The organism is Arthrobacter sp. AOP29-A2-19 (assembly GCF_058138025.1).
This window is the reverse complement of sequence record NZ_CM176894.1, coordinates 2,216,183-2,237,414: the sequence shown is the minus strand read 5'-3', so window position 1 is coordinate 2,237,414 and position 21,232 is coordinate 2,216,183. Positions and strand designations below refer to the sequence as shown.

20 protein-coding genes are annotated in these 21,232 nt (G+C 67.8%); 14 read left to right on the top strand and 6 right to left on the bottom strand.

Annotated features, from left to right (window positions below):
• Positions 1-104 precede the first annotated feature (104 nt).
• The 5 genes from AC3ZJJ_RS10295 to sdhC all read right to left on the bottom strand — a co-directional run bounded on the left by AC3ZJJ_RS10295 (position 105) and on the right by sdhC (position 4,503).
• Positions 105-869 (bottom strand): alpha/beta hydrolase family protein, encoded by a 765-nt coding sequence (locus AC3ZJJ_RS10295; protein WP_489891726.1) that lies wholly within the window; start codon positions 867-869, stop codon positions 105-107.
• A 167-nt stretch (positions 870-1,036) separates the two neighbouring features.
• Positions 1,037-1,816, bottom strand: a complete 780-nt coding sequence (locus AC3ZJJ_RS10290) for a succinate dehydrogenase iron-sulfur subunit (protein ID WP_489891725.1) — start codon at positions 1,814-1,816, stop codon at positions 1,037-1,039.
• A complete protein-coding gene (sdhA, locus tag AC3ZJJ_RS10285; protein WP_489891724.1) occupies positions 1,816-3,603 on the bottom strand; it encodes a succinate dehydrogenase flavoprotein subunit in 1,788 nt (595 codons plus the stop codon). The genes AC3ZJJ_RS10290 and sdhA overlap by 1 nt, the downstream gene beginning before the upstream one ends.
• A 51-nt stretch (positions 3,604-3,654) precedes the next feature.
• Positions 3,655-4,104 carry a succinate dehydrogenase hydrophobic membrane anchor subunit gene (locus AC3ZJJ_RS10280; protein ID WP_489891723.1) on the bottom strand — a complete coding sequence of 150 codons (450 nt, stop codon included), beginning with the start codon at positions 4,102-4,104 and terminating at the stop codon, positions 3,655-3,657.
• 3 nt (positions 4,105-4,107) lie between these two features.
• Entirely contained in the window at positions 4,108-4,503 is a 396-nt protein-coding gene (sdhC, locus tag AC3ZJJ_RS10275; protein ID WP_489891722.1) for a succinate dehydrogenase, cytochrome b556 subunit, read from the bottom strand.
• A 251-nt stretch (positions 4,504-4,754) separates the two neighbouring features.
• Here sdhC and AC3ZJJ_RS10270 point away from each other — a divergent pair, with 251 nt between their 5' ends.
• The 10 genes from AC3ZJJ_RS10270 to AC3ZJJ_RS10225 all read left to right on the top strand — a co-directional run bounded on the left by AC3ZJJ_RS10270 (position 4,755) and on the right by AC3ZJJ_RS10225 (position 16,737).
• Positions 4,755-5,867, top strand: coding sequence for a mannose-1-phosphate guanylyltransferase (locus AC3ZJJ_RS10270; protein WP_489891721.1), 1,113 nt, complete (start codon positions 4,755-4,757; stop codon positions 5,865-5,867).
• Between the two features lie 66 nt (positions 5,868-5,933).
• Positions 5,934-7,139, top strand: a complete 1,206-nt coding sequence (locus AC3ZJJ_RS10265) for an amidohydrolase (RefSeq protein WP_489895793.1) — start codon at positions 5,934-5,936, stop codon at positions 7,137-7,139.
• A gap of 208 nt (positions 7,140-7,347) precedes the next feature.
• Positions 7,348-8,463 (top strand): BMP family lipoprotein, encoded by a 1,116-nt coding sequence (locus AC3ZJJ_RS10260; protein ID WP_489891720.1) that lies wholly within the window; start codon positions 7,348-7,350, stop codon positions 8,461-8,463.
• 211 nt (positions 8,464-8,674) lie between these two features.
• Complete coding sequence (locus AC3ZJJ_RS10255; RefSeq protein ID WP_489891719.1) at positions 8,675-10,222, top strand: ABC transporter ATP-binding protein; 1,548 nt, start codon at positions 8,675-8,677, stop codon at positions 10,220-10,222.
• Positions 10,215-11,561 carry an ABC transporter permease gene (locus tag AC3ZJJ_RS10250; RefSeq protein WP_489891718.1) on the top strand — a complete coding sequence of 449 codons (1,347 nt, stop codon included), beginning with the start codon at positions 10,215-10,217 and terminating at the stop codon, positions 11,559-11,561. Before AC3ZJJ_RS10255 ends, AC3ZJJ_RS10250 begins: the two co-directional genes overlap by 8 nt.
• Positions 11,558-12,847: an ABC transporter permease gene (locus AC3ZJJ_RS10245; protein WP_489891717.1), complete on the top strand. Its 1,290-nt coding sequence runs from the start codon at positions 11,558-11,560 to the stop codon at positions 12,845-12,847. The genes AC3ZJJ_RS10250 and AC3ZJJ_RS10245 overlap by 4 nt, the downstream gene beginning before the upstream one ends.
• Before the next feature lie 61 nt (positions 12,848-12,908).
• A complete protein-coding gene (locus tag AC3ZJJ_RS10240; protein WP_489895791.1) occupies positions 12,909-13,304 on the top strand; it encodes a cytidine deaminase in 396 nt (131 codons plus the stop codon).
• Positions 13,305-13,355: 51 nt separating this feature from the next.
• A complete protein-coding gene (locus AC3ZJJ_RS10235; RefSeq protein ID WP_489891716.1) occupies positions 13,356-14,666 on the top strand; it encodes a thymidine phosphorylase in 1,311 nt (436 codons plus the stop codon).
• Between the two features lie 160 nt (positions 14,667-14,826).
• Positions 14,827-15,501: a DedA family protein gene (locus AC3ZJJ_RS10230; RefSeq protein ID WP_489891715.1), complete on the top strand. Its 675-nt coding sequence runs from the start codon at positions 14,827-14,829 to the stop codon at positions 15,499-15,501.
• Positions 15,502-15,558: 57 nt separating this feature from the next.
• On the top strand, positions 15,559-16,737 hold the full coding sequence (locus AC3ZJJ_RS10225) for an adenosine deaminase (protein ID WP_489891714.1): 1,179 nt from the start codon (positions 15,559-15,561) through the stop codon (positions 16,735-16,737).
• 66 nt (positions 16,738-16,803) lie between these two features.
• Here AC3ZJJ_RS10225 and AC3ZJJ_RS10220 read toward each other — a convergent pair whose 3' ends face one another.
• Positions 16,804-17,592: a PIG-L deacetylase family protein gene (locus tag AC3ZJJ_RS10220; RefSeq protein WP_489891713.1), complete on the bottom strand. Its 789-nt coding sequence runs from the start codon at positions 17,590-17,592 to the stop codon at positions 16,804-16,806.
• 185 nt (positions 17,593-17,777) lie between these two features.
• On the opposite strand from AC3ZJJ_RS10220, the gene AC3ZJJ_RS10215 reads away from it, so the two are divergent.
• From AC3ZJJ_RS10215 to AC3ZJJ_RS10200, 4 genes are all read left to right on the top strand, one after another.
• Positions 17,778-18,440, top strand: coding sequence for a MazG nucleotide pyrophosphohydrolase domain-containing protein (locus AC3ZJJ_RS10215; RefSeq protein ID WP_489891712.1), 663 nt, complete (start codon positions 17,778-17,780; stop codon positions 18,438-18,440).
• A gap of 23 nt (positions 18,441-18,463) precedes the next feature.
• Positions 18,464-18,871: a DUF4259 domain-containing protein gene (locus AC3ZJJ_RS10210; RefSeq protein WP_489891711.1), complete on the top strand. Its 408-nt coding sequence runs from the start codon at positions 18,464-18,466 to the stop codon at positions 18,869-18,871.
• Positions 18,872-18,990: 119 nt separating this feature from the next.
• Complete coding sequence (gene eno, locus AC3ZJJ_RS10205) at positions 18,991-20,271, top strand: phosphopyruvate hydratase (RefSeq protein WP_489891710.1); 1,281 nt, start codon at positions 18,991-18,993, stop codon at positions 20,269-20,271.
• Between the two features lie 104 nt (positions 20,272-20,375).
• Positions 20,376-21,212, top strand: coding sequence for an FtsB family cell division protein (locus AC3ZJJ_RS10200; protein ID WP_489891709.1), 837 nt, complete (start codon positions 20,376-20,378; stop codon positions 21,210-21,212).
• Positions 21,213-21,232: the final 20 nt, after the last annotated feature.

The window sequence follows — 21,232 nt, the reverse complement described above, 5'->3', positions numbered from 1 at the left end:
GGCCCGCTGATCTCGGCCGGCTGAGCTCGGCCGGCCTGCGAACCCCGGGCGGCCCCTTGATCCCGGCCTCTCGGCGCGGGTCGTGCCCCTGACCGAGTCCCGCGCTAGGGCGAGGATTCGAGGTACTGCTCGGCCCACACTGCGATCATGCGTGCAGCACGGGCGCCGTGGACGCGCTGGGTCAGCAGATGGTCCGCCTTGTCGAGCGACAGGAAGGACTTGGGGTGCTTGGCCGCCTGGAAGATCGCGCCGGCGTTGGAGATGCCGACCGTATTGTCCGTGGGGGAGTGCATGACCATCAGGGCGGCGTGCAGGCCGTTGATGCAACCGGTCAGGTCGTGCGCCTCAAGGTCCTTCACAAAGGCCTGGGTTACCTCCAGCTTGCGGGCGCCGAGGTTCAGCTCGGCCCTGCCGTGCTCCTCGATCTCGGCGAGCAGGTGGTTGATGGTGTGGGTGACGTGCCCGGGGGAGTAGGGTGCGCCGATGGTCGCGATGGCCCGGGGGCGGATCTCCGCAGCCGCGGCGAGCACGGCCGCGCCTCCGAGGGAATGGCCCACAAGCAGTTCCGCCGTGTGCCCGCGTTCGCGCAGGGCCCCCGCGGCCAGAACGGTGTCCCGGACCTTGAGGCTGAAGGACGTGTCCGCGAAATCACCGGTCGACTCGCCCAGTCCCAGGTTGTCGAAGCGCAACATGCCGATGCCCTCGGCGGCGAGGCCGCGGCAGACCCGGGAGGCCGCGAGCGAGTCCTTTCCCAGGGTGAAGCCATGGGAGAAAACCCCCCAGCCCCTGACCGTGCCCTCCGGCAGGTCGAGCGTCGCCGCAAGCTCGTGGCCGCTGGCGCTGGTGAATGTGAACTTCTCGTGGGGCATGGTCCTCGGCTGCCGTTCTCTCGGAGGTTGCGGGGATGGCGGACGACGAGGGAAACCCGCCGCCGAAGGAACGCGAAAGGCGCCGCTGCGCCGAGCCGGGGTGGATTCCCGAGCCAGGGAACCCACCTTCCGGCGGGCAGCGGCGCCTTTCGGCGTCAGGGAAAAAACTACATGGAGCGGGCCAGGATGGCCTGCTTGACCTCGGAGATCGCCTTGGTCACCTGGATGCCGCGGGGGCATGCCTCCGAACAGTTGAAGGTGGTGCGGCAGCGCCACACGCCTTCCTTGTCGTTGAGGATCTCCAGGCGCATGTCGCCCGCATCGTCGCGCGAGTCGAAGATGAAGCGGTGTGCGTTGACGATCGCCGCCGGGCCGAAGTACTGGCCGTCGGTCCAGAAGACCGGGCACGACGACGTGCACGCGGCGCACAGGATGCACTTGGTGGTGTCGTCGTAGCGCTCGCGGTCCTCGGCGGACTGGTAGCGCTCCTTGGACGGCTCGTGGCCCTTGGAGATCAGGAACGGCATGACCTCGCGGTACGACTGGAAGAACGGCTCCATGTCCACGATGAGGTCCTTCTCAACGGGCAGGCCCTTGATGGCCTCCACCGTGATCGGCTTCTTCGTGTCGAGGTCCTTCAGCAGGGTCTTGCAGGCCAGGCGGTTGCGGCCGTTGATGCGCATGGCATCGGAGCCGCACACGCCGTGCGCGCAGGAGCGGCGGAAGGACAGCGAGCCGTCGTGCTCCCACTTGACCTTGTGCAGGGCGTCGAGCACACGGTCGGTGCCGTACATGGTCAGCTCGAAGTCCTCCCACGAGGCCTCCTCGGAGACCTCGGGGTTGTAGCGGCGGACGCGCAGCGTGATGTCGAACTGGGGGATCTCGCCGCCGCCGGCGCTCTCGGCCAGGTCCACCTTCGATGCTGGTTCGGGAAGTTCGGTGCTCATTAGTACTTACGCTCCATTGGCTGGTAACGGGTGAAGATCACGGGCTTGGTGTCGAAACGCATGCCCTTGACGCCTTCGGTCTCCGCCTCCGCGTCGCGGTAGATCATCGAGTGCTTCATGAAGTTGGCGTCGTCTCGATCCGGGAAGTCCTCCCGGAAGTGGCCTCCACGCGATTCGTGGCGATGCAGGGCCGCCACCGTCATGACCTCGGCCATGTCGAGCAGGAAGCCCAGTTCCACGGCCTCGAGCAGGTCCAGGTTGAAGCGCTTGCCCTTGTCCTGGACGGTGATGTTGGCGTAGCGCTTGCGCAGTGCCTCGATGTCCGCGAGCGTCTCGGCGATCGTCTCGCCGCTGCGGAACACCTGCATGTTCAGGTCCATCGTGTCCTGCAGGTCCTTGCGGATGGCGGCGACCTTCTCGGTCCCGCCGCCGTTGCGGACCTGGTCCAGCAGTTCGACCGTTTCCGCGGCGGCGTTCTCCGGCAGCTCCACCCAGTCCGCCGTCTTGGCGTACTCGGCGGCCTGGATGCCGGCGCGCTTGCCGAAGACGTTGATGTCCAGCAGGGAGTTGGTGCCCAGACGGTTGGAGCCGTGCACGGACACGCAGGCCACCTCGCCCGCGGCGTAGAGGCCCGGGACAACGGTGTCGTTGTCCTGCAGGACCTCCGCCTTGATGTTGGTCGGCACGCCGCCCATCACGTAGTGGGCCGTCGGGAAGACCGGAACCGGCTCCGTGTACGGCTCGACGCCGAGGTAGGTCCGGGCGAACTCGGTGATGTCCGGGAGCTTGGCGTCGATGTGCGCCGGCTCCAGGTGGGTGAGGTCGAGCAGGACGTAGTCCTTGTTCGGGCCGCAACCGCGTCCTTCGCGCACCTCGTTGGCCATGGAGCGGGCCACGATGTCGCGGGGCGCCAGGTCCTTGATCGTGGGGGCATAGCGCTCCATAAAGCGCTCGCCCTCGGAGTTGCGCAGGATCGCTCCCTCGCCGCGGGCCGCCTCGGAGAGCAGGATGCCCAGGCCGGCCAGGCCGGTCGGGTGGAACTGGATGAACTCCATGTCCTCCAAGGGGATGCCGCGTCGGAACGCGATGCCCATGCCGTCGCCGGTCAGCGTGTGGGCGTTGGACGTGGTCTTGAAGACCTTGCCGACGCCGCCGGTCGCGAACACAACGGACTTGGCCTGGAAGATGTGCAGCTCGCCGCTGGCGAGGTCGTAGGACACAACCCCGGCCACGCGCTTCTGGAGGTACGTGGTGCCGTCCTCGCGGGTGGCCTCCTCCTCGACCGTGAGCAGGTCCAGCACGTAGTACTCGTTGTAGAACTCCACGTTGTGCTTGACGCAGTTTTGGTAGAGCGTCTGCAGGATCATGTGGCCGGTGCGGTCGGCGGCGTAGCACGCACGGCGGACCGGGGCCTTGCCGTGGTCGCGGGTGTGGCCGCCGAAGCGGCGCTGGTCGATCTTGCCCTCGGGCGTGCGGTTGAACGGCAGGCCCATCTTTTCCAGGTCCAGCACGGCGTCGATGGCCTCCTTGGCCATCACCTCCGCGGCGTCCTGGTCCACCAGGTAGTCGCCGCCCTTGACGGTGTCGAAGGTGTGCCACTCCCAGTTGTCTTCCTCGACGTTGGCAAGTGCCGCACACATTCCGCCCTGGGCCGCGCCCGTGTGGGAGCGCGTGGGGTAAAGCTTGGTGAGTACCGCCGTGTGCGCGCGCTGGCCGGACTCGATGGCGGCGCGCATGCCGGCGCCACCGGCGCCGACGATGACGACGTCGTACTTATGTACCTGCATACCGGATGCTCTCTCTTCTCTAAAGCTTGTTTTCGGCGGTGAGCGCCGGGACTACTGGCAGACGGAGAGGGTGGAGCCCTCGATGCACGGGTCGAACGTGAAGATCACCAGGGTGCCCAGGATGATGATGACCGCCGTGCACACGTAAAGGACCGTCTTCAGCCAGAAGCGGGTGCCGTCCTTGTCCGCGTAGTCGTTGATGATGGTGCGAACGCCGTTGGTGCCGTGCAGCATGGCCAACCACAGCATCGTCAGGTCCCAGAACTGCCAGACGGGGTTGGCCCACTTGCCGGCCACGAAGCCGAAGTTGATGCCGTGGACGCCCTCGTCGACGAGGAGGTTGACAAAGAGGTGGCCGAAGATCAGGACCACCAGCACCAGGCCGGAGAGCCGCATGAACAACCATGCGACCATCTCGAAGTTGCCGCCCTTGCTCCCCGAGCGGTTGTACTTGGCGTCGATGCGGCCGGAGCGCGGCGCTACGAATTCAGTGGTTGCCATGGCTTAGTAGCCTCCAAAGGAGAGGGACAGGTGGCGGATCGAGAAGCCGATCATCGTGACTGCCCAAACGATCAGGACGCCCCACAGCATCTGGCGGTGGTACTTGGGACCCTGCTTCCAGAAGTCGACCAGGATCAAGCGGAGCCCGTTGAACGCGTGGAACATGATGGCGGCGACGAGGCCGAGCTCACCGAGGGCCATCAGCGGGTTCTTGTAGGTCGCCATGATGGCGTCGTACGCCTCCGGGGAGACGCGCACCAGGGACGTGTCCAGGACGTGCACCAAAAGGAAAAAGAAAATAACGACACCGGTGACACGATGTCCTACCCAGGACCATTGGCCTTCGCGGCCACGGTAGAGGGTGCCTGACGAAGTCTTCGACACTGAATTAACCTCCATGCATCGCATTGGCGTTTGTGCGGCTGCCACACAAAAAATTGACGCCGGTGCGTGAGCGTTCTAGGCCGATCTTAGACCACGGGGCTCCCCGCGCCCCATCATTGCGACGGTGCCTGTGAGCAGGCTCACTCTGGCATGGCCGCAGGGTCGCAAAAGCTGGGAATTCGGCGGTAATTCCGCAACGTCGGCGTGACCTAAATACCGCGCTGACAATGCCCCGGGGCGGGGTGGCGATCGACTAGCCTGAGGGGATGAACACTGATCCACTGGGGCGCTTCCACTGCGTCATCCCGGCCGGAGGCGTGGGAACGCGCCTGTGGCCCCTCTCCCGCGCCGCCGCGCCGAAATTCCTCCACGACCTGACAGGCTCCGGGACGACCCTGATTCGGGCCACCTACGACCGGCTGGTCCCCCTGGTGGGCGAGCGCGTGATGGTGGTCACCGGGCAGGCGCACCGTGCCGCGGTCCTGGGTCAGTTGCCGGAACTCGACGACTCGAACCTGGTGCTCGAGAGCGAGCCGAAGGACTCGGCCGCAGCCATCGGCCTGGCCGCAGCCATCCTCCACCGGCGGGATCCGGACACGATCATGGGATCCTTCGCGGCCGACCAGGTGATTGGTCCGGTCGACGTCTTCCAGGACGTCGTCCGCGAGGCCGTCCACACCGCGGCCAGCGGCAAGATCGTCACCATCGGCATCCGGCCGACCGTCGCCTCCACGGCTTTCGGCTACATCCGCCGGGGCGCGCCACTGGACATCGGCGGTGCGCCGAGCGCCACGGGCGTCGTCGAGTTCGTGGAGAAGCCCGACGAGGACGTGGCCCGGGCCTACGTCGAGAACGGAGACTACTTCTGGAACGCGGGCATGTTCGTCGCGCCCGTTGGCCTGATGCTGGAGCACCTCAAGCGCAACGAGCCGGAGCTCCACGCCGGCATCGTCGAGATCGCCGCGGCCTGGGACACGGACGTGCGCGAGGAGGTCATGGACCGCGTATGGCCGGACCTGCCGAAGATCGCCATCGACTACGCCGTCGCCGAACCCGCCGCGGCGGTTGGCGACGTGGCCATGATCCCCGGCACCTTTACGTGGGACGACGTCGGGGACTTCGCCGCGATCGGTCGGCTCAACCCCGCGTCCGAGAGCAGCCACATCACGGTCCTTGGCGAGGGGGCCCGGGTCTACGCGGACCGCGCCTCCGGCGTCGTCGTCTCGGACTCCAAGCGCGTGATCGCCCTCATCGGCATCGAGGACGTGGTCATCGTCGACACTCCGGACGCCCTGCTCGTGACCACGAAGGAACACGCGCAGTCGGTCAAGGAGGCCGTGGCCGCGCTCAAGGCCTCCGGCGACGTCGACGTCCTGTAGGACGCACATGTCGAGGGAACTGAGTTTCGGGACGGTTCGACGTAGGGTTTCCCTGTGAGATCCGTAATTGACGACGCACCGCATGTTCCGCTCCTGGGTGACTGGGTGGAGCCGCTCGTCGACCAGTTGGTGGCCTTCCGCCGCGACGTGCACGCCCACCCGGAACTGTCGTTCAAGGAGTTCCGCACCACCGACAAGATTGTCGAGGCGCTGTCCGGCGCGGGCCTGGAACCGCAGCGCCTGGAGAGCACGGGGCTCTTCGTCGACGTCGGCCACGGGCCGATCGCCCTCGGCCTCCGCGCCGACATCGACGCGCTGCCCATCCTGGAGGAGACGGACCTCGAATACGCCTCGAGCCGGACGGGGGTGTGCCACGCCTGCGGGCACGACATCCACACCACAGTGATGCTCGGCGTTGCCCTGACGCTCAAGCGGCTGCTGGACGCGGGCAAGCTCGAGGGGCGCATCAGGGTCATCTTCCAGCCGGCCGAGGAGACGATGCCGGGCGGCGCGCTGTCCGTGATCGAGGAGGGCGTGCTCGACGACGTCCCCCGCATCCTGGCCCTGCATTGCGAGCCGCGCATCGACGCGGGCACCATCGGCACGCGCATCGGTGCCATCACCAGCGCGAGCGACACCATCAAGATCGAGCTCACCGGCCGCGGGGGCCACACCTCCCGTCCGCACCTGACGGAAGACCTGGTCTTCGCCTTGGCGGAGATCGCCGTCAATGTCCCGGCCGTCCTGAACCGCCGGATCGACGTCCGCAGCGCGGTCTCTGTGGTGTGGGGGCAGATCCACGCCGGCTCGGCGCCGAACGCCATCCCGGCCACGGGCTACATGGCGGGGACCATGCGCTGCCTGGACGGCGAGGCGTGGCAGGGAGCGGGCGAACTCCTGGACGAGGTGGTGCGGCAGGTCGCCGTTCCGTACGGCGTCGAGGTGAAGCTGGAACACACGCGCGGGGTCCCGCCGGTCGTCAACACCGAGGCGGAGACGGACCTCATCGAGGACGCCGCCCGCGCCGAGATCGGCTCGGCGGCGATCGTGCTGACGCCGCAGTCCATGGGCGGGGAGGACTTCGCCTGGATGACGAACAAGATCCCCGGCTCAATGATGCGGCTGGGCACCCGCACACCCGGCGGGGAGACCTACGACCTGCACCGCGGGGACTACGCGCCGGACGAGCGCGCTATCGTCACCGGCGTTCGGGTCATGGCGGCCGCCGCGCTGCGAGCCGCGGCGAGCGCCGGAGGGCGCCCGGGCCGATAGGTTTACCCCTTGGTAACAAAACGTCAACGATGTTGATATGCGCAGGCCAGTAGGGTGGTGGGCATCACCAAGCCGACGTTAGTCTTGGTTCGTTAAGCTCGGGCGTGCGTTGCGCCCCTGTTTCAGCACACCCGTCGACAACAGAACACTCGTGCGGACACTCGCCGGGGGATCGATGCTGGGCATCACTCGTTACTGGAGGAATTTGATGAATTCACTGCGCAAGCTCAAGCGCTCCACCGGTGTGGCAGCGGCCGTTCTGGGCGCTTCCGCACTCGCCCTGACCGGCTGTGGTGCCGCACCCGAGGCCGCACCGACCAGCGCCGCCGGATCCGCACCGGCCGGCGCTGCCGATTACACCGGCTGCATCGTCTCGGACTCCGGCGGCTTCGAGGACCGTTCGTTCAACCAGTCCTCCTACGAGGGCCTGACGCAGGCGAAGGAATCGCTCGGCATCAAGACCAAGCAGGCCGAATCGCAGGCGGCCACGGACTTCGAGCCGAACCTGAACTCGATGGTCAAGGGCGGCTGCGACCTGACCGTCACCGTCGGGTTCCTGCTCGCCGACGCCACCAAGAAGATCGCCGCCACGGCGCCCGACGCTCACTTCGCGATCGTCGACGACAACTCGATCGAGGCCGAGAACGTCAAGCCGATCATCTACGACACGGCCCAGGCCGCGTTCCTCGCCGGCTACCTGGCCGCCGGAACCACCGAGACGGGCAAGGTCGCCACGTACGGCGGCATGAACATCCCCACCGTCACGATCTTTATGGACGGCTTCGCCGAGGGCGTCGCCTACCACAACGAGAAGAAGGGGACCGACGTCGAGGTCCTCGGCTGGGACTCCGAGGCGCAGAACGGTACCTTCACCGGCGACTTCGAGAACCAGGGCAAGGGCAAGACGAACACAACAAACTTCGTCAACGAGGGCGCAGACATCATCCTTCCGGTCGCCGGTCCCGTGGGCCTGGGCACACTCGACGCCGTCAAGGAACTCAACGCCGGCGGCAAGGACGTCAAGGTCGTCTGGGTCGACTCCGACGGCTACAACACGGTCCCCAGCGGCAAGGAGTTCATCCTGACCTCGGTCATGAAGCTGATGGGCGAGGCCGTCGAGGACGTCATCACCGAGGACGTCAACGGCAACTGGGACAACACCCCGTACGTCGGCACCCTCGAGAACGAGGGCGTGGCGCTGGCCCCGTTCCACGATTTCGATTCCGAGGTCTCCGACGAGCTGAAGACCGAGCTGGACCAGCTCAAGGCGGACATCATCGCGGGCACCGTCAAGGCGGAATCCCCGTCCAGCCCCAAGCAGTAACGATGTCCCGGAGGGCACGCGCCCACCGGACCATCTAGCCGCGGCAGGCAAGAGCCAACGCGCCGTCCGTCCCGCAGGGGCTCCTGTGGGGACGGGCGGCGCGTTTGCTGACCGGGCCATGTCGCGGACGACTACGCTAGGCACTGACCGCTCCGGACGGAGCGCGGCCCCGTCTTGACTGGGCCGAACAGAAGGGAACAGGGTACGGCAAGTGAAACTCGAGCTTCGGGGCATCACGAAAAAATTCGGCTCGTTCGTCGCCAACGACCACATCGACGTCGTCGTCGAGTCCGGACAGGTCCACTCTCTGCTGGGTGAGAACGGTGCCGGCAAGTCCACGCTGATGAATGTCCTCTTCGGCCTCTACGAGGCGACGGAGGGCGAGATCCTCATCGACGACAAGCCCGTCCGGTTCAACGGCCCCGGCGACGCCATGGCCGCCGGGATCGGCATGGTCCATCAGCACTTTATGCTGGTCCCCGTCTTCACCGTCGCGGAGAACGTCGCCCTGGGCGACGAGTCCACGCAGGCGCTCGGCGTGCTGGACCTGGAGCAGACCAAACGGAAGATCCGCGATATCTCGGACCGCTACGGGTTCGACGTGGACCCGGACGCCACGGTCGAGGACCTGCCGGTCGGCGTGCAGCAGCGCGTGGAGATCATCAAGGCGCTCGTGCGCAACGCCAAGGTGCTGATCCTCGACGAGCCCACCGCCGTGCTCACGCCGCAGGAGACGGACGAGTTGCTGAGCATCATCGGCCAGCTCCGGGCCTCGGGCACCGCGATCGTCTTCATTTCCCACAAGCTGCGCGAGGTCAAGGCCATCTCCGACACCATCACGGTGATCCGCCGCGGCAAGGTCGTCGGAACGGCCGACCCTTCCGCGTCCGCCACCGAGCTGGCGTCCCTGATGGTGGGACGCTCCGTGAGCCTGAGCCTGAACAAGGCCCCCGCCGTACCGGGGGAACAAAGCTTTCGCGTCGAGGACCTGACCGTCCGCACGTCCAGCGGGCAAGTGACGCTGGACCACGTCTCGTTCGGCATCTCCAAGGGCGAAATCCTCGCCATCGCGGGCGTCCAGGGGAACGGCCAGACAGAGCTGACCGAGGCCATCATGGGCCTGCTGCCCCACGTGACGGGTTCCGTCATCCTGGACGGCGAGAACCTGCTGGGGCGGTCCGTCAAGGACATCGTGAACTCCGGCGTTGGATTTGTGCCCGAGGACCGCAGCACGGACGGGCTGGTCGGCACTTTCACGGTGGCCGAAAACCTCGTGCTGAACCAGTACGACCGGCCACCGTTCGCGCGCGGTCTCGGAATGAAGCCGGCGGTCATCGCGGAGAACGCGGACGCAAAGATCACCGAGTTCGATATCCGGACCCAGGGCGGGCAGATCAACGTCGGCACGCTCTCCGGCGGCAACCAGCAGAAGGTCGTGATGGCCCGCGAGCTGTCCCGACCGCTGAAGCTGTTCATCGCCTCCCAACCCACTCGCGGCGTGGACGTCGGATCCATCGAATTCCTCCACCGCCGCATCATCTCCGAGAGGGACGTGGGCACGCCCGTCATGATCGTTTCCACGGAGCTCGACGAGGTCGTGGAGCTGGCGGACCGCATCGCGGTCCTCTACAAGGGGCGGCTCGTTGGTATCGTCCCCGGAAACACCCCGCGCGCGACACTTGGCCTGATGATGGCCGGCGCCGGCCTCGACGAGGCCCAACAGCAGACCACCGATCAGACAGGGGCCGAGAATGAGTGACGCCAACAACCTGCCGGGCCACGACCCGGAGGCGGACGGCGCGCCGCACCAGCCGGCACCCACCCAGTCCGTCCCCGGCGGCGCCGCGGCCGGGAACACCCCCGCGCAACTGGCCGAGTCCAGCCACCACCCGGGTGCGGGAGCCGGGGTGCTGAAGCAGGTCGTCACCGGCAACGGGCTTGTGTCCATCCTCGCGATCGTCCTGTCCCTAATCGTGGGCGCCATCCTCATCGCTTTCACCAACGACCGGGTCAACGAGACCGCCGGCTACTTCTTCGCGCGTCCGGGGGACATGGCCATCGCGGTGTGGGACGCCGTGTCCGAGGCCTACGGGGCCCTCTTCCGCAGCGCCATCTTCAACACGCAGGCCGAGGGCTTCGCCAACGCCATCTACCCGCTCACCGAGACGCTGACCGTGGCGACCCCGCTGATCCTGGCGGGCCTCGGCGTCGCGCTGGCGTTCCGCGTCGGGCTCTTCAACATCGGCGCCCAGGGGCAGATCATCCTTGGCGCGACCCTGGCCGGATGGATCGGATTCACGCTGGAGTTGCCTTTGGGCATCCACCTCCTAGCCGCGATCGTCGCCGGATTCGTCGGCGGCGCCCTCTGGGGCGGAATCGCCGGCATCCTCAAGGCCAAGCGCGGCGCGCACGAGGTCATCGTGACCATCATGCTGAACTACATCGGCCTCTACCTGCTCCTGTACCTCCTCAGCACCCCGGCCTTCCAGCGGCCCGGCTCCAACAACCCGGTGAGTCCGCAGATCGCGGAATCCGCGGCCTACCCGCTGATCTTCGGCACCGGCTTCCGCCTGCACTACGGGTTTGTGCTGGCCCTGGCCGCCGTCGCCTTCGTCTGGTGGCTGCTCAACCGCTCAACCACCGGCTTCGAACTGCGTGCGGTCGGCGCCAACCCGGTCGCCGCGAAGACCGCCGGCATCAACGTGAGCCGGGCCTACCTGACCGCCATGCTTGTTGCCGGTGGGCTCGCCGGACTGGCGGGCACGGCGCAGATCTCCGGAACCGAACGTTCCCTCAGCGGCGACATAGCGGCCAGCTTCGGCTTCGACGCCATCACCGTCGCTCTGCTGGGGCGCTCGAGCCCCATCGGCACACTGTTCGCCGGCATTCTCTTCGGCGCGTTGCGCGCCGGCGGCGTCGGCATGCAGTCGGAGACCGGCATCCCCATCGACATCGTGCTGGTGGTCCAGTCGTTCATCGTGCTGTTCATCGCGGCCCCGCCCCTGGTGCGCTCGATCTTTAGGATCGGCGTCAAGAAGTCGCCCAAAAAGTCCAACAAGCCGGCCGCGAAGGCCGCCCAGGCCGGAGGTGCCTCGTGACTGCCGCTACCGCCACCGCAGCCCCGCAAGCGTCGGGGTCCACCGCGGCGATCCGCAGTTGGGGAGCGCCGGTCACCTACGCCGTGCTCGCCGTGGTCGCCCTCGCGGGGTTCGCCCTCGGGAGCCCCCACAGCTCCGCTCGCTTCCGGATCTCCAACGACGGCGACGCGCTCCGGATCCCGGACGTTGTCCTGGGCACCACCGCGATCGGGTGGATCGCCGCGCTCGTGCTGCTGGCCCTCGCCGGCTTCGCGCTCTACCTGACCGCGAAGGGCGCCCGCGTCCCGGCCTGGGTCGCACCCGTGTTCGCCGCGGTCTTCGTGGTGGGTTTCCTGGTCTGGGTCATCGGCAGCGCCGAGAACCCCAACGTCTACTTCTCGGGGCTCATCGCCGGGTCCTTCACCTTGGCGATCCCGCTGATCTTCGGTTCGCTCTCCGGCGTGCTGTGCGAACGCGCGGGCGTGGTCAACATCGCCATCGAGGGCCAGCTTCTGGCCGGTGCGTTCTGCGCCGCCATCGTCGGTTCCATCACGCAGAATCTTGTTGCGGGCCTCCTCGCCGCCGTGGTCGGCAGCGTCCTGGTCTCCGTGGTCCTGGCGGTCTTCAGCATCAAGTACCTCGTCAACCAGGTGATCGTCGGCGTTGTGCTCAACGTCCTTGTGGCCGGGCTGACCAGCTTCCTGTTCTCCACCGTGATGAGCGCGGACTCGGCACGCTTCAACAGCCCCCCGAGCTTCAGCCCGATCCGGATCCCGCTGTTGGCCGACATTCCGATCTTCGGCCCGATCTTCTTCAACCAGACCATCCTGGGATACGGCATGTATGTGGCCGTTTTCCTGGTCTGGTTCGGCCTGTTCAAGACGCGTTGGGGCCTGCGCGTGCGCGCGGTCGGGGAGCACCCGAAGGCTGCCGACACCGTGGGCATCAGGGTCAATTCCATCCGTTTCTGGAACGTGGTGCTCGCGGGCGTGGTCGCCGGCATCGGCGGCGCGTTCTTTACGCTGGTCACGTCGTCCAGCTTCAACAAGGAGATGACGGCGGGCCAGGGCTTTATCGCGTTGGCGGCCCTGATCTTCGGCCGCTGGAACCCCATCGGCGCCTTCTTCGCCGCCCTGCTGTTCGGATTCTCGCTGAACCTTTCGTTCGTCCTGACGATCCTCGGCACCCCGGTGCCCAGCCAATTTATGCAGATGCTGCCGTACGCCGTGACGATCTTCGCCGTCGCGGGCCTGGCCGGAAAGAGCCGGCCCCCCGCCTCAAGCGGCATCCCCTACGTGAAGGAATAGGGGCGACGTGACTGGGAGCGGAACGCACGCGCCGCGCGACCGGGCGGCGGACGCCGAGGGCGTGGAGCCGACGGAAGCGGAATGGGCTCGCCTGGCCGAGGCCGCGAAGGCCGCCATGGGCCATGCCTACGCGCCCTACTCCAAGTTCCCCGTCGGCGCCGCCGCCCTCACCGACGACGGGCGGCTCGTCTCCGGCTGCAACGTCGAGAACGCGGCGTACGGCGTGGTCCTGTGCGCCGAGTGCACGCTGATTGGCCAGCTCCACATGGGCGGCGGGGGCACGCTCCGCGCCTTTTACTGCGTCGACGGCTCGGGGAACGTTCTGATGCCGTGCGGGCGATGCCGGCAACTGCTCTACGAGCACCGCGGACCCAATTTCCGCCTGATGACCGTCAGCGGTGTCAGGACCATGGACGAGGTCCTTCCGGACGCCTTCGGCCCGCAGAACCTCGCCTAAGACCCACACACGCGCCGGCGACCCCGGCCCAAACGCCCCAGAGAGGCAGCCATGAGCAACGAAGCCTTCGACGCCGTCGACATCATCCGCATCAAGCGGGATCGCGGGACCCTGTCCGCGGCACAGATCGACTGGACCATCGACGCCTATACCCGCGGGGCGATCGCCGACGAGCAGATGGCCGCGCTGAACATGGCGATCCTGCTCAACGGCATGGGACGCAACGAGATTGCGCGCTGGACCGCGGCGATGATCAATTCGGGGGAGCGCATGGACTTCTCCGGGCTGCGCGGACCGGACGGGGCGGTGAAGCCGACGGCGGACAAGCACTCCACTGGTGGCGTAGGCGACAAGATCACCCTGCCCCTGGCGCCGCTCGTCGCGGTCTTTGGCGTCGCCGTGCCGCAGTTGAGCGGACGCGGTCTTGGGCACACCGGGGGGACGCTGGACAAGCTCGAGTCCATTCCCGGCTGGCGCGCCGCTCTGTCCAACGAGGACATGATGGCCCAGTTGGCGGACTGCGGCGCGGTGATCTGTGCCGCCGGATCGGGCCTGGCCCCCGCCGACAAGAAGCTCTACGCCCTGCGCGACGTCACGGGAACGGTCGAGGCCATCCCGCTGATCGCCAGCTCCATCATGAGCAAGAAGATCGCGGAAGGCACCCGCGCGCTGGTGTTGGACGTTAAGGTCGGATCCGGCGCGTTTATGAAGGACGAGGCGTCCGCACGGGAGCTCGCCGAGACCATGGTGGCGCTTGGCACGGACGCGGGCGTCAAGACGGTCGCGCTCCTGACGAACATGCGCACGCCGCTGGGCCTCACGGCCGGCAACGCCATCGAGGTGGAGGAATCGGTCGAGGTCCTGGCCGGGGGCGGACCGGCGGACGTCGTCGAACTGACCGTCCGGCTGGCGGAGGAAATGCTGGAGGCCGCGGGCGTCCACGGCGCCGATCCTGCCGCGGCGCTGAAGGACGGCCGCGCCATGGACGTCTGGAACCGCATGATCGAGGCACAGGGCGGTGACCCGCGCGCCGCCCTCCCCGTGGCCAAGGAATCCGAAACGGTCTACGCGCAGGCGGACGGCGTCCTGACCGAACTCGACGCGCTGGGAGTGGGCGTGGCCGCATGGCGGCTCGGCGCCGGCCGGGCGCGCAAGGAGGACGCGGTCCAGGCGGGCGCCGGCGTGCGCATGCACGCCAAGCCCGGCGACACCGTGCGCCGGGGCCAGCCGCTGTTGACCCTGCTGACCGATACGCCCGAGAAGTTCGCGCGGGCGCACGAGTCCCTCGAGGGCGCCGTCGTCATCGCACCGGACGGCAGCCGGCCGCACCAGCGGCTGATCATCGACCGCGTCGCGTTCTAGGGGTTTACCCCCGAAGCGTCCCCGAATCATCCCTGGGTGGGACACGCCCGCGCGCAGCGTGCGTCACAATGGAGGGACCGTTCCGGCACGGAACACGTATCCGATGCCGCGGTTGGGGCGCGTATCGCGGGATACCGATGAGTCAGGGGAGACCAAGGCAGTGGATGTCATCAACGAGGCCATCGTCCATGCATCGAACGCGTGGTGGATCCTGCCGATCGTCTACATCTTCTGCCTGATCGACGGCTTCCTGCCCGTGTTGCCCAGCGAGACGCTGATCGTCGGCCTGGCCAGCGTCGCCGTCGGAACGGGAACGCCGAACATCGTCCTGCTGGCCATCGTCGGCGCGGCCGGCGCCATCACCGGCGACCAGATCGCCTACCGCCTGGGGCGCAGGATGGGGACCACGCGCTTCCGCTGGATGCGCACGCGCCGCGCCAGGAAGGTGTTTGCCTTCGCGCAGCATGAGCTCATGAAGCGGGGAGCGCTGCTGATCTTCACGGCTCGCTACATCCCCATCGGCCGGGTGGCGGTGAACTTCACCGCGGGGGCCACGCGCTTCTCCCTCAAGCGGTTCACCATCCTCGACGTCCTTGGCTGCCTGACCTGGGGCGCGTACTCGGCGACGATCGGCGCCGTCGCCGGGAACTGGATGGAGCACAACAAGCTTCTGGGCATCGGCGTCTCCATCGTCATCGCGATCGCGCTCGGCTATGTCCTGGACAGGATCATCTACGCGATCCTCAAGCGGCTCGGCAAGCGCACCGAGGCCGCCGAGTACGAGCTGCTCAACGCGCCGCACGAGGTTGAGGTGGACGCTCCCGAGGTCCGCTAGGCCCGTCGAGGACCGGCGGTGGTATCGCCGCCGTGCCCCGTTCAGTAGGCTGGGTGCGTGACTGACGAGCTGATCCACACCGCATACGATCCCAACTTCGACTTCCGCAGCCTGCCCAAGGTATCGCTGCACGACCACCTGGACGGCGGCCTCCGGCCCGCCACCATCATCGAACTGGCTGCCGAGATCGGCCACAAGCTTCCGGCCACCGACCCCGAGGGCCTCGGGGAGTGGTTCCGCGACTCGGCGGACTCCGGCTCGCTGGAACGGTACCTGGAGACTTTCGACCACACCATCGCCGTAATGCAGACGAAGGAAGGCCTCTTCCGAGTGGCCAAGGAATTCGTCGAGGACCTCGCCGACGACGGTGTGGTGTACGGCGAGGTGCGCTGGGCACCCGAGCAGCACCTCACCCGGGGCCTCAGCCTGGACGACGCAGTCGAGGCCGTCCAGGCCGGCCTTACCGCCGGCGTCGAGGAGGTTGCCGCGTCCGGGCGGCCCATCCAGGTGGGCCAGCTGATCACCGCCATGCGCCACGCCGACCGCGGGCTGGAGATCGCGGAACTGGCGCTGCGCCATCGCGACGCCGGCGCCGTCGGATTCGATATTGCTGGAGCGGAAGACGGCTTCCCCCCGTCCAGGTTCACCGACGCGTTCAAGCTGCTCGCCGAGAACTTCTTCCCCGCCACTGTGCATGCCGGCGAGGCCGCGGGCCTGGACAGCATCGCGGACGCACTCGTCAACGGGCGCGCGCAGCGCCTCGGCCACGGCGTGCGGGTCGCCGAAGACATCGAGGTGGAGTTCGGCGGCACGGACGACGACGGCGAGGAGGTCGGCGAGGACACCGGCCTTGTGACGCTTGGCCCGCTGGCCAACTGGGTCCGCGACCGCGGCATCGCCCTGGAGATCTGCCCGTCCTCGAACCTTCAGACCGGCGCCACGGCCGCGTTCGGCGAAGGCATCGAGTCCCACCCGATCGACCTGCTCTACCAGACGGGTTTCAAGGTCACCATCAGCCCGGACAACCGCCTGATGAGCGGGACAACGCTCTCCGACGAGTTCGAGCTGCTGGTGGAGGCATTCGACTACGACCTCGACGACCTCCTTGAGCTGACGCTGAACGCCGCCGAGGCGGCGTTCCTCCCCTTGGAGGAGCGTGAGGCGCTGGTCGAGTACATCAACAACGCGTACGACGACCTTGCCGAGGACGAGGACGAGGACGACGACGAAGACTAGTCCGGACCACCACAGGACTGCCCGCCGGGGGACTGACCCGGCGGGCATTCCCGTGCCGCACGCGACTCAGGGTGCGGCGAAATACACCTCGGGCACACGCGGGATGGTCCCCTGGGGGAACAGCGCGTCGGCTTGCGTCTTGTAGCTCCGGATCGCGCGCTCCCTCGTATCCAGCCCCACGTCCCACCGCCAGGACTCCAGCCGATGCGAACGGATGAAGGAGGCGTCCGGCTCCGAGGCCTGGTTGTAGGGGAAATCGGAGTAGTAGACCACCCGGTCCTGGAAGGCTTCTCCGATGGAACGCGCCAGAACGTGGTCGGCGTGCCGGCCCACGGCGAGCGGGCAGAACAGCAGGTCCGCGCCGGTGTGCGCCAACAACTCCGACACCCTTGACCGCACTCGTTCGGCGAGGTCCCGATCACCCCGTGCAACCCGGCCCGCCACCATGTGGAAGCGGTAGGTGGGGTAGAGGTGGACGAGCTCGGGGAGCAAACGGCCCGCGAGCCGGCCCAGGGGGCGGGGCGTCCTGCGCCTGTAGATGGCGTCGGTCGCACCGAGGTGCACGGCACCGATTCCGAGCCCCCGGAGCGCGGCCAGGTCTTCGCGGCGGCGCTCCGCAAACAGGTCCGCTGCGTCGGCGGCGTCGGCCATGCGCATAAATGCACGAGCGGATCTGGTGTGCGGCGGCGGTCCCGCCTCGGTGCACATGGTGGCGACAGTCAAACGCCGCCGCCCGGCCTGGGCCGCCATCAGCGCGCCGCAGGAGAGGATCGCGTCGTCCAGGTGGGGGGAGAGGAAGAGCCACGGCCCGTCCGACCCCAACGAGTCTGCCAGGCGTCGCGGAGTGTGGTGCACCGAAGCCGCCCCTTTCCTTATGCAGGCGCTGGTGTTGCGCGCCGGCGGTCTCCCTTCTCCGGACCGTGGCGAGCATAACAACGCGGCGCGGCGAAGCGAAGGGAACCACTGCACACATCCCAGGGCACGCGGACAGGTTCGGGCTAGGCTGGACGACAGCCGAACCGAGAGGGCAGGGGAATGTCGTGAGCACAGCGGTGGACCGGCTCGTGGGCGTTGTTGCGGCGCTGCGGGCCAACTGCGTATGGACCCGTGCCCTGACGCACCACGCATTGGTCGAGTACCTCGTCGAGGAGGCCTACGAGCTCGTCGAGAGCATCGAGGAAGGCCATCCGGACGCCGAGCTCAAGGGGGAACTGGCCGACGTGCTGTTGCAGGTTGTCCTCCACTCGGCCATTGCCAAGGAACGCGGAGCCTTCGCGCTCGACGACGTCGCCGAGGCCCTGACGGCCAAGATGGTGCGCCGCAACACGCACGTCTTCGCTCCCGATGGGACGCTCCGGGACACGTTCCCGGACACGGTTGATGAAATCATCCGATCATGGGACGCTGCCAAGCGGGCCGAACGCCCCGAACGGACAACGCCCTTCGTGGGGCTGCCCAGACACCTCCCGGCACTGACACTCGCCGACAAGGCGTTGGACCGGGCGGCGCGCTGGGATGCCAAGGAGGGTGGGCCCGACGCCGCCGGCCCAACACCGGGTGGCGGTCCCGCGACGGAGGACGAACTGGGCGAACTGCTTCTCGGCATTGTCCGTGGTGCCCGCGCAAGCGGGCTGGACGCGGAGCGCGCCCTGCGAGCCGCCGTCGCACGCTACACAAGCCAGGACTGGCGCGCCGAGCGCTAGCCACAATCCGAAAGGTCAAACACATGGGTGCTTGGGGAACGGGGCCGTTTGAGAACGACGGCGCCCTGGACTGGATCGACGAACTATCGGACGGGGGACTCGGTTTCGAGGACTTCCGCGCCGGCTTCGAGGCCGAACGGAAACTGGGAATCATCTCCGATCACGGCGACGGCGTGCTCGCACTGGTGCGCGTCGCGAGGATTATCGACGGCGAGGCGGAGGTCGACGACCTCGACGACGACATCGACCGGGGTGTCTTCGAACGCGCGCTGACCCCGGAGTACCGCATGTGGCTCGTGGAGGCCGCCGAGAAGACCGTCAGCTCCGACGGATCCGACCTCTACGACCGGTGGGCCGAAACCGAGGACCTCGGTGAATGGCTCGGCGCGGCCCGCGAGGACCTGGACTACCTGCGGACGTCGCTGGCCTAACGCGCCGCAACGTAGGTCACACTCGGCGCGCGCCCGCGCTACGCTAGTGCCGAGGCAACGTGCCCCGTCCCCTCGGTGGCGGACACGGCCCACTATCCCACCACGAAGGAGCACCTTCCATGGCCCTGATTGATGCCATCCACGCCCGCGAAATCCTCGACTCCCGAGGCAACCCGACCGTAGAGGTTGAGGTGTTGCTCTCCGACGGCTCGCTGGGTCGCGCCGCGGTGCCCTCGGGCGCCTCCACCGGCGCCTTCGAGGCCGTCGAGCTGCGCGACGGCGACAAGGGACGCTACCTGGGGAAGGGCGTCCGCAAGGCCATCGACGCCGTGCTTGAGACCATCCAGCCGGCCCTCACGGGTCTGGACGCCACCGACCAGCGCGCGATCGACCAGATCATGATCGACCTGGACGGCACGGAGAACAAGTCCAACCTCGGGGCCAACGCCATCCTCGGCGTCTCCCTGGCGGTGGCCGGCGCCGCGGCCGAGTCCTCCAACCTGCCGCTGTACAAGTACCTGGGCGGCCCCAATGCGCACGTCCTGCCTGTGCCGCTGATGAACATCCTCAACGGCGGCTCGCACGCCGATTCCGACGTCGACATCCAGGAGTTCATGGTGGTGCCGATGGGCGCGGCCACGTTCTCCGAGGGCCTGCGTTGGGGCGTGGAGGTCTACCACGAGCTCAAGTCCGTGCTGAAGGAGAAAGGCCTGTCCACCGGCCTCGGCGACGAGGGCGGCTTCGCCCCCAACCTGCCCAGCAACCGCGCCGCGCTGGAACTGATCACCGAGGCCGTCAAGAGGGCCGGCTACACGCCCGGATCGGACATCGCGCTGGCGCTGGACGTGGCCTCTTCCGAGTTCTTCGAGAACGGGGCCTACCAGTTCGAGGGCAAGTCCCTCTCCTCGCAGGAAATGAGCGACTACTACGCGCAGCTCGTCGCCGACTTCCCGCTGGTGTCCATCGAGGACCCGCTCGACGAGGACGATTGGGATGGCTGGAAGACCCTCACGGACGCCATCGGCGGCAAGGTGCAGCTCGTCGGCGACGACCTGTTCGTCACCAATCCCGAGCGACTGCAGGACGGCATCGACCGCGGCACCGCCAACTCGCTGCTGGTCAAGGTCAACCAGATCGGCTCGCTGACCGAGACGCTGGACGCGGTGTCCCTCGCCCAGCGCAACGGCTACAGCACGATCACCTCCCACCGCTCCGGCGAGACCGAGGACACCACGATCGCGGACATCGCGGTCGCGACGAACGCCGGACAAATCAAGACCGGTGCGCCGGCGCGGTCCGAGCGTGTCGCGAAGTACAACCAGCTGCTCCGCATCGAGGAGGAGCTCGGCGACGCCGCCGTGTATGCCGGTAAGGGTGCTTTCCCGCGTTTCAGCGCCTAGCCCGGCCGGGCAACGCGTAAGGTCTTGAGGGGAACCGCCCGCGAGGGAGGTTCCCCTCAAGCATTGAACAGCACCAACACGACGAGATACCGGCAGGAGCGAAGATGGCCACCCGACGCCCCAACATGCCGCGTGCCAACCGCGCCGCCGGGCGCGAGCGAAGCGGGCACCCGTCGGCCGGACGAGACGGATCCGCGGCGCCCGAGGCGCAGGCCCACGACGGTGGAAACGTTGGCTCCGAGCCCGCCGGGCGCGAGAAGCGGGGCGGCGAGTCCCGTCCCGGGGCGCCCCGCACCGGCCCCGACGCGCGGGCGAAGGTCGTTCCGCTGGGCGCCGTGCCCGGCTCGGAGTCCCCGAAGCCGGCCGCGCGGCGGCCGGTCAAGCGTCCCTCGGCGCAGCCGACCGGGAACCGGTCGCCGCAGCGCCCCCAGCGGCCGGCGTCCGAACAGCGGCTTCGCGAACGCACGGAGCTCTCCGGCTCCATCCGTGCGCCCCGGCGCACCGGCGGCCCGCCGCCATCGAAGAGCGCACACTCGGGCACGACGGCGGGGAACGCGCCCGTCCCGGCCCGCAGCTTCTCCGGCCGCATGCTGGCCCTCGCGGTGGTCCTGGTCGCGATCACCATCCTGCTGCTGCCCAGCGTCGGCACCTACATGAACCAGCGCGCGGAAATCGGCGAGTTGCGCGAATCGATCGCGGCCAAGCAGGGCGAGCAGGCCGAACTCAACGAGCAGATCGCACGCTGGGACGACCCGGTCTACATCAAGCAGCAGGCCAGGGATCGCATAAACTTGGTGATGCCTGGCGAGCGCAAGTACATGGTGATCGGATCTTCGGGGGAGGACCCCGCCATCGAGAACGAAAGCCCGGGCGAGGTCCGTACCGACCTACCGTGGGTGGACGCGCTGTGGGACACCGTCAAGCGCTCCGCCACCGACTGACCAATGACCGAGGAGGTCCC

Coding starts and splice junctions, on each gene's coding strand:
- AC3ZJJ_RS10295 (WP_489891726.1), bottom strand. CDS start 869: ATGCCCCACGAGAAGTTCACATTCACCAGCGCCAGCGGCCACGAGCTT.
- AC3ZJJ_RS10290 (WP_489891725.1), bottom strand. CDS start 1,816: ATGAGCACCGAACTTCCCGAACCAGCATCGAAGGTGGACCTGGCCGAG.
- sdhA (WP_489891724.1), bottom strand. CDS start 3,603: ATGCAGGTACATAAGTACGACGTCGTCATCGTCGGCGCCGGTGGCGCC.
- AC3ZJJ_RS10280 (WP_489891723.1), bottom strand. CDS start 4,104: ATGGCAACCACTGAATTCGTAGCGCCGCGCTCCGGCCGCATCGACGCC.
- sdhC (WP_489891722.1), bottom strand. CDS start 4,503: ATGGAGGTTAATTCAGTGTCGAAGACTTCGTCAGGCACCCTCTACCGT.
- AC3ZJJ_RS10270 (WP_489891721.1), top strand. CDS start 4,755: ATGAACACTGATCCACTGGGGCGCTTCCACTGCGTCATCCCGGCCGGA.
- AC3ZJJ_RS10260 (WP_489891720.1), top strand. CDS start 7,348: ATGAATTCACTGCGCAAGCTCAAGCGCTCCACCGGTGTGGCAGCGGCC.
- AC3ZJJ_RS10250 (WP_489891718.1), top strand. CDS start 10,215: ATGAGTGACGCCAACAACCTGCCGGGCCACGACCCGGAGGCGGACGGC.
- AC3ZJJ_RS10235 (WP_489891716.1), top strand. CDS start 13,356: ATGAGCAACGAAGCCTTCGACGCCGTCGACATCATCCGCATCAAGCGG.
- AC3ZJJ_RS10210 (WP_489891711.1), top strand. CDS start 18,464: ATGGGTGCTTGGGGAACGGGGCCGTTTGAGAACGACGGCGCCCTGGAC.
- eno (WP_489891710.1), top strand. CDS start 18,991: ATGGCCCTGATTGATGCCATCCACGCCCGCGAAATCCTCGACTCCCGA.
- AC3ZJJ_RS10200 (WP_489891709.1), top strand. CDS start 20,376: ATGGCCACCCGACGCCCCAACATGCCGCGTGCCAACCGCGCCGCCGGG.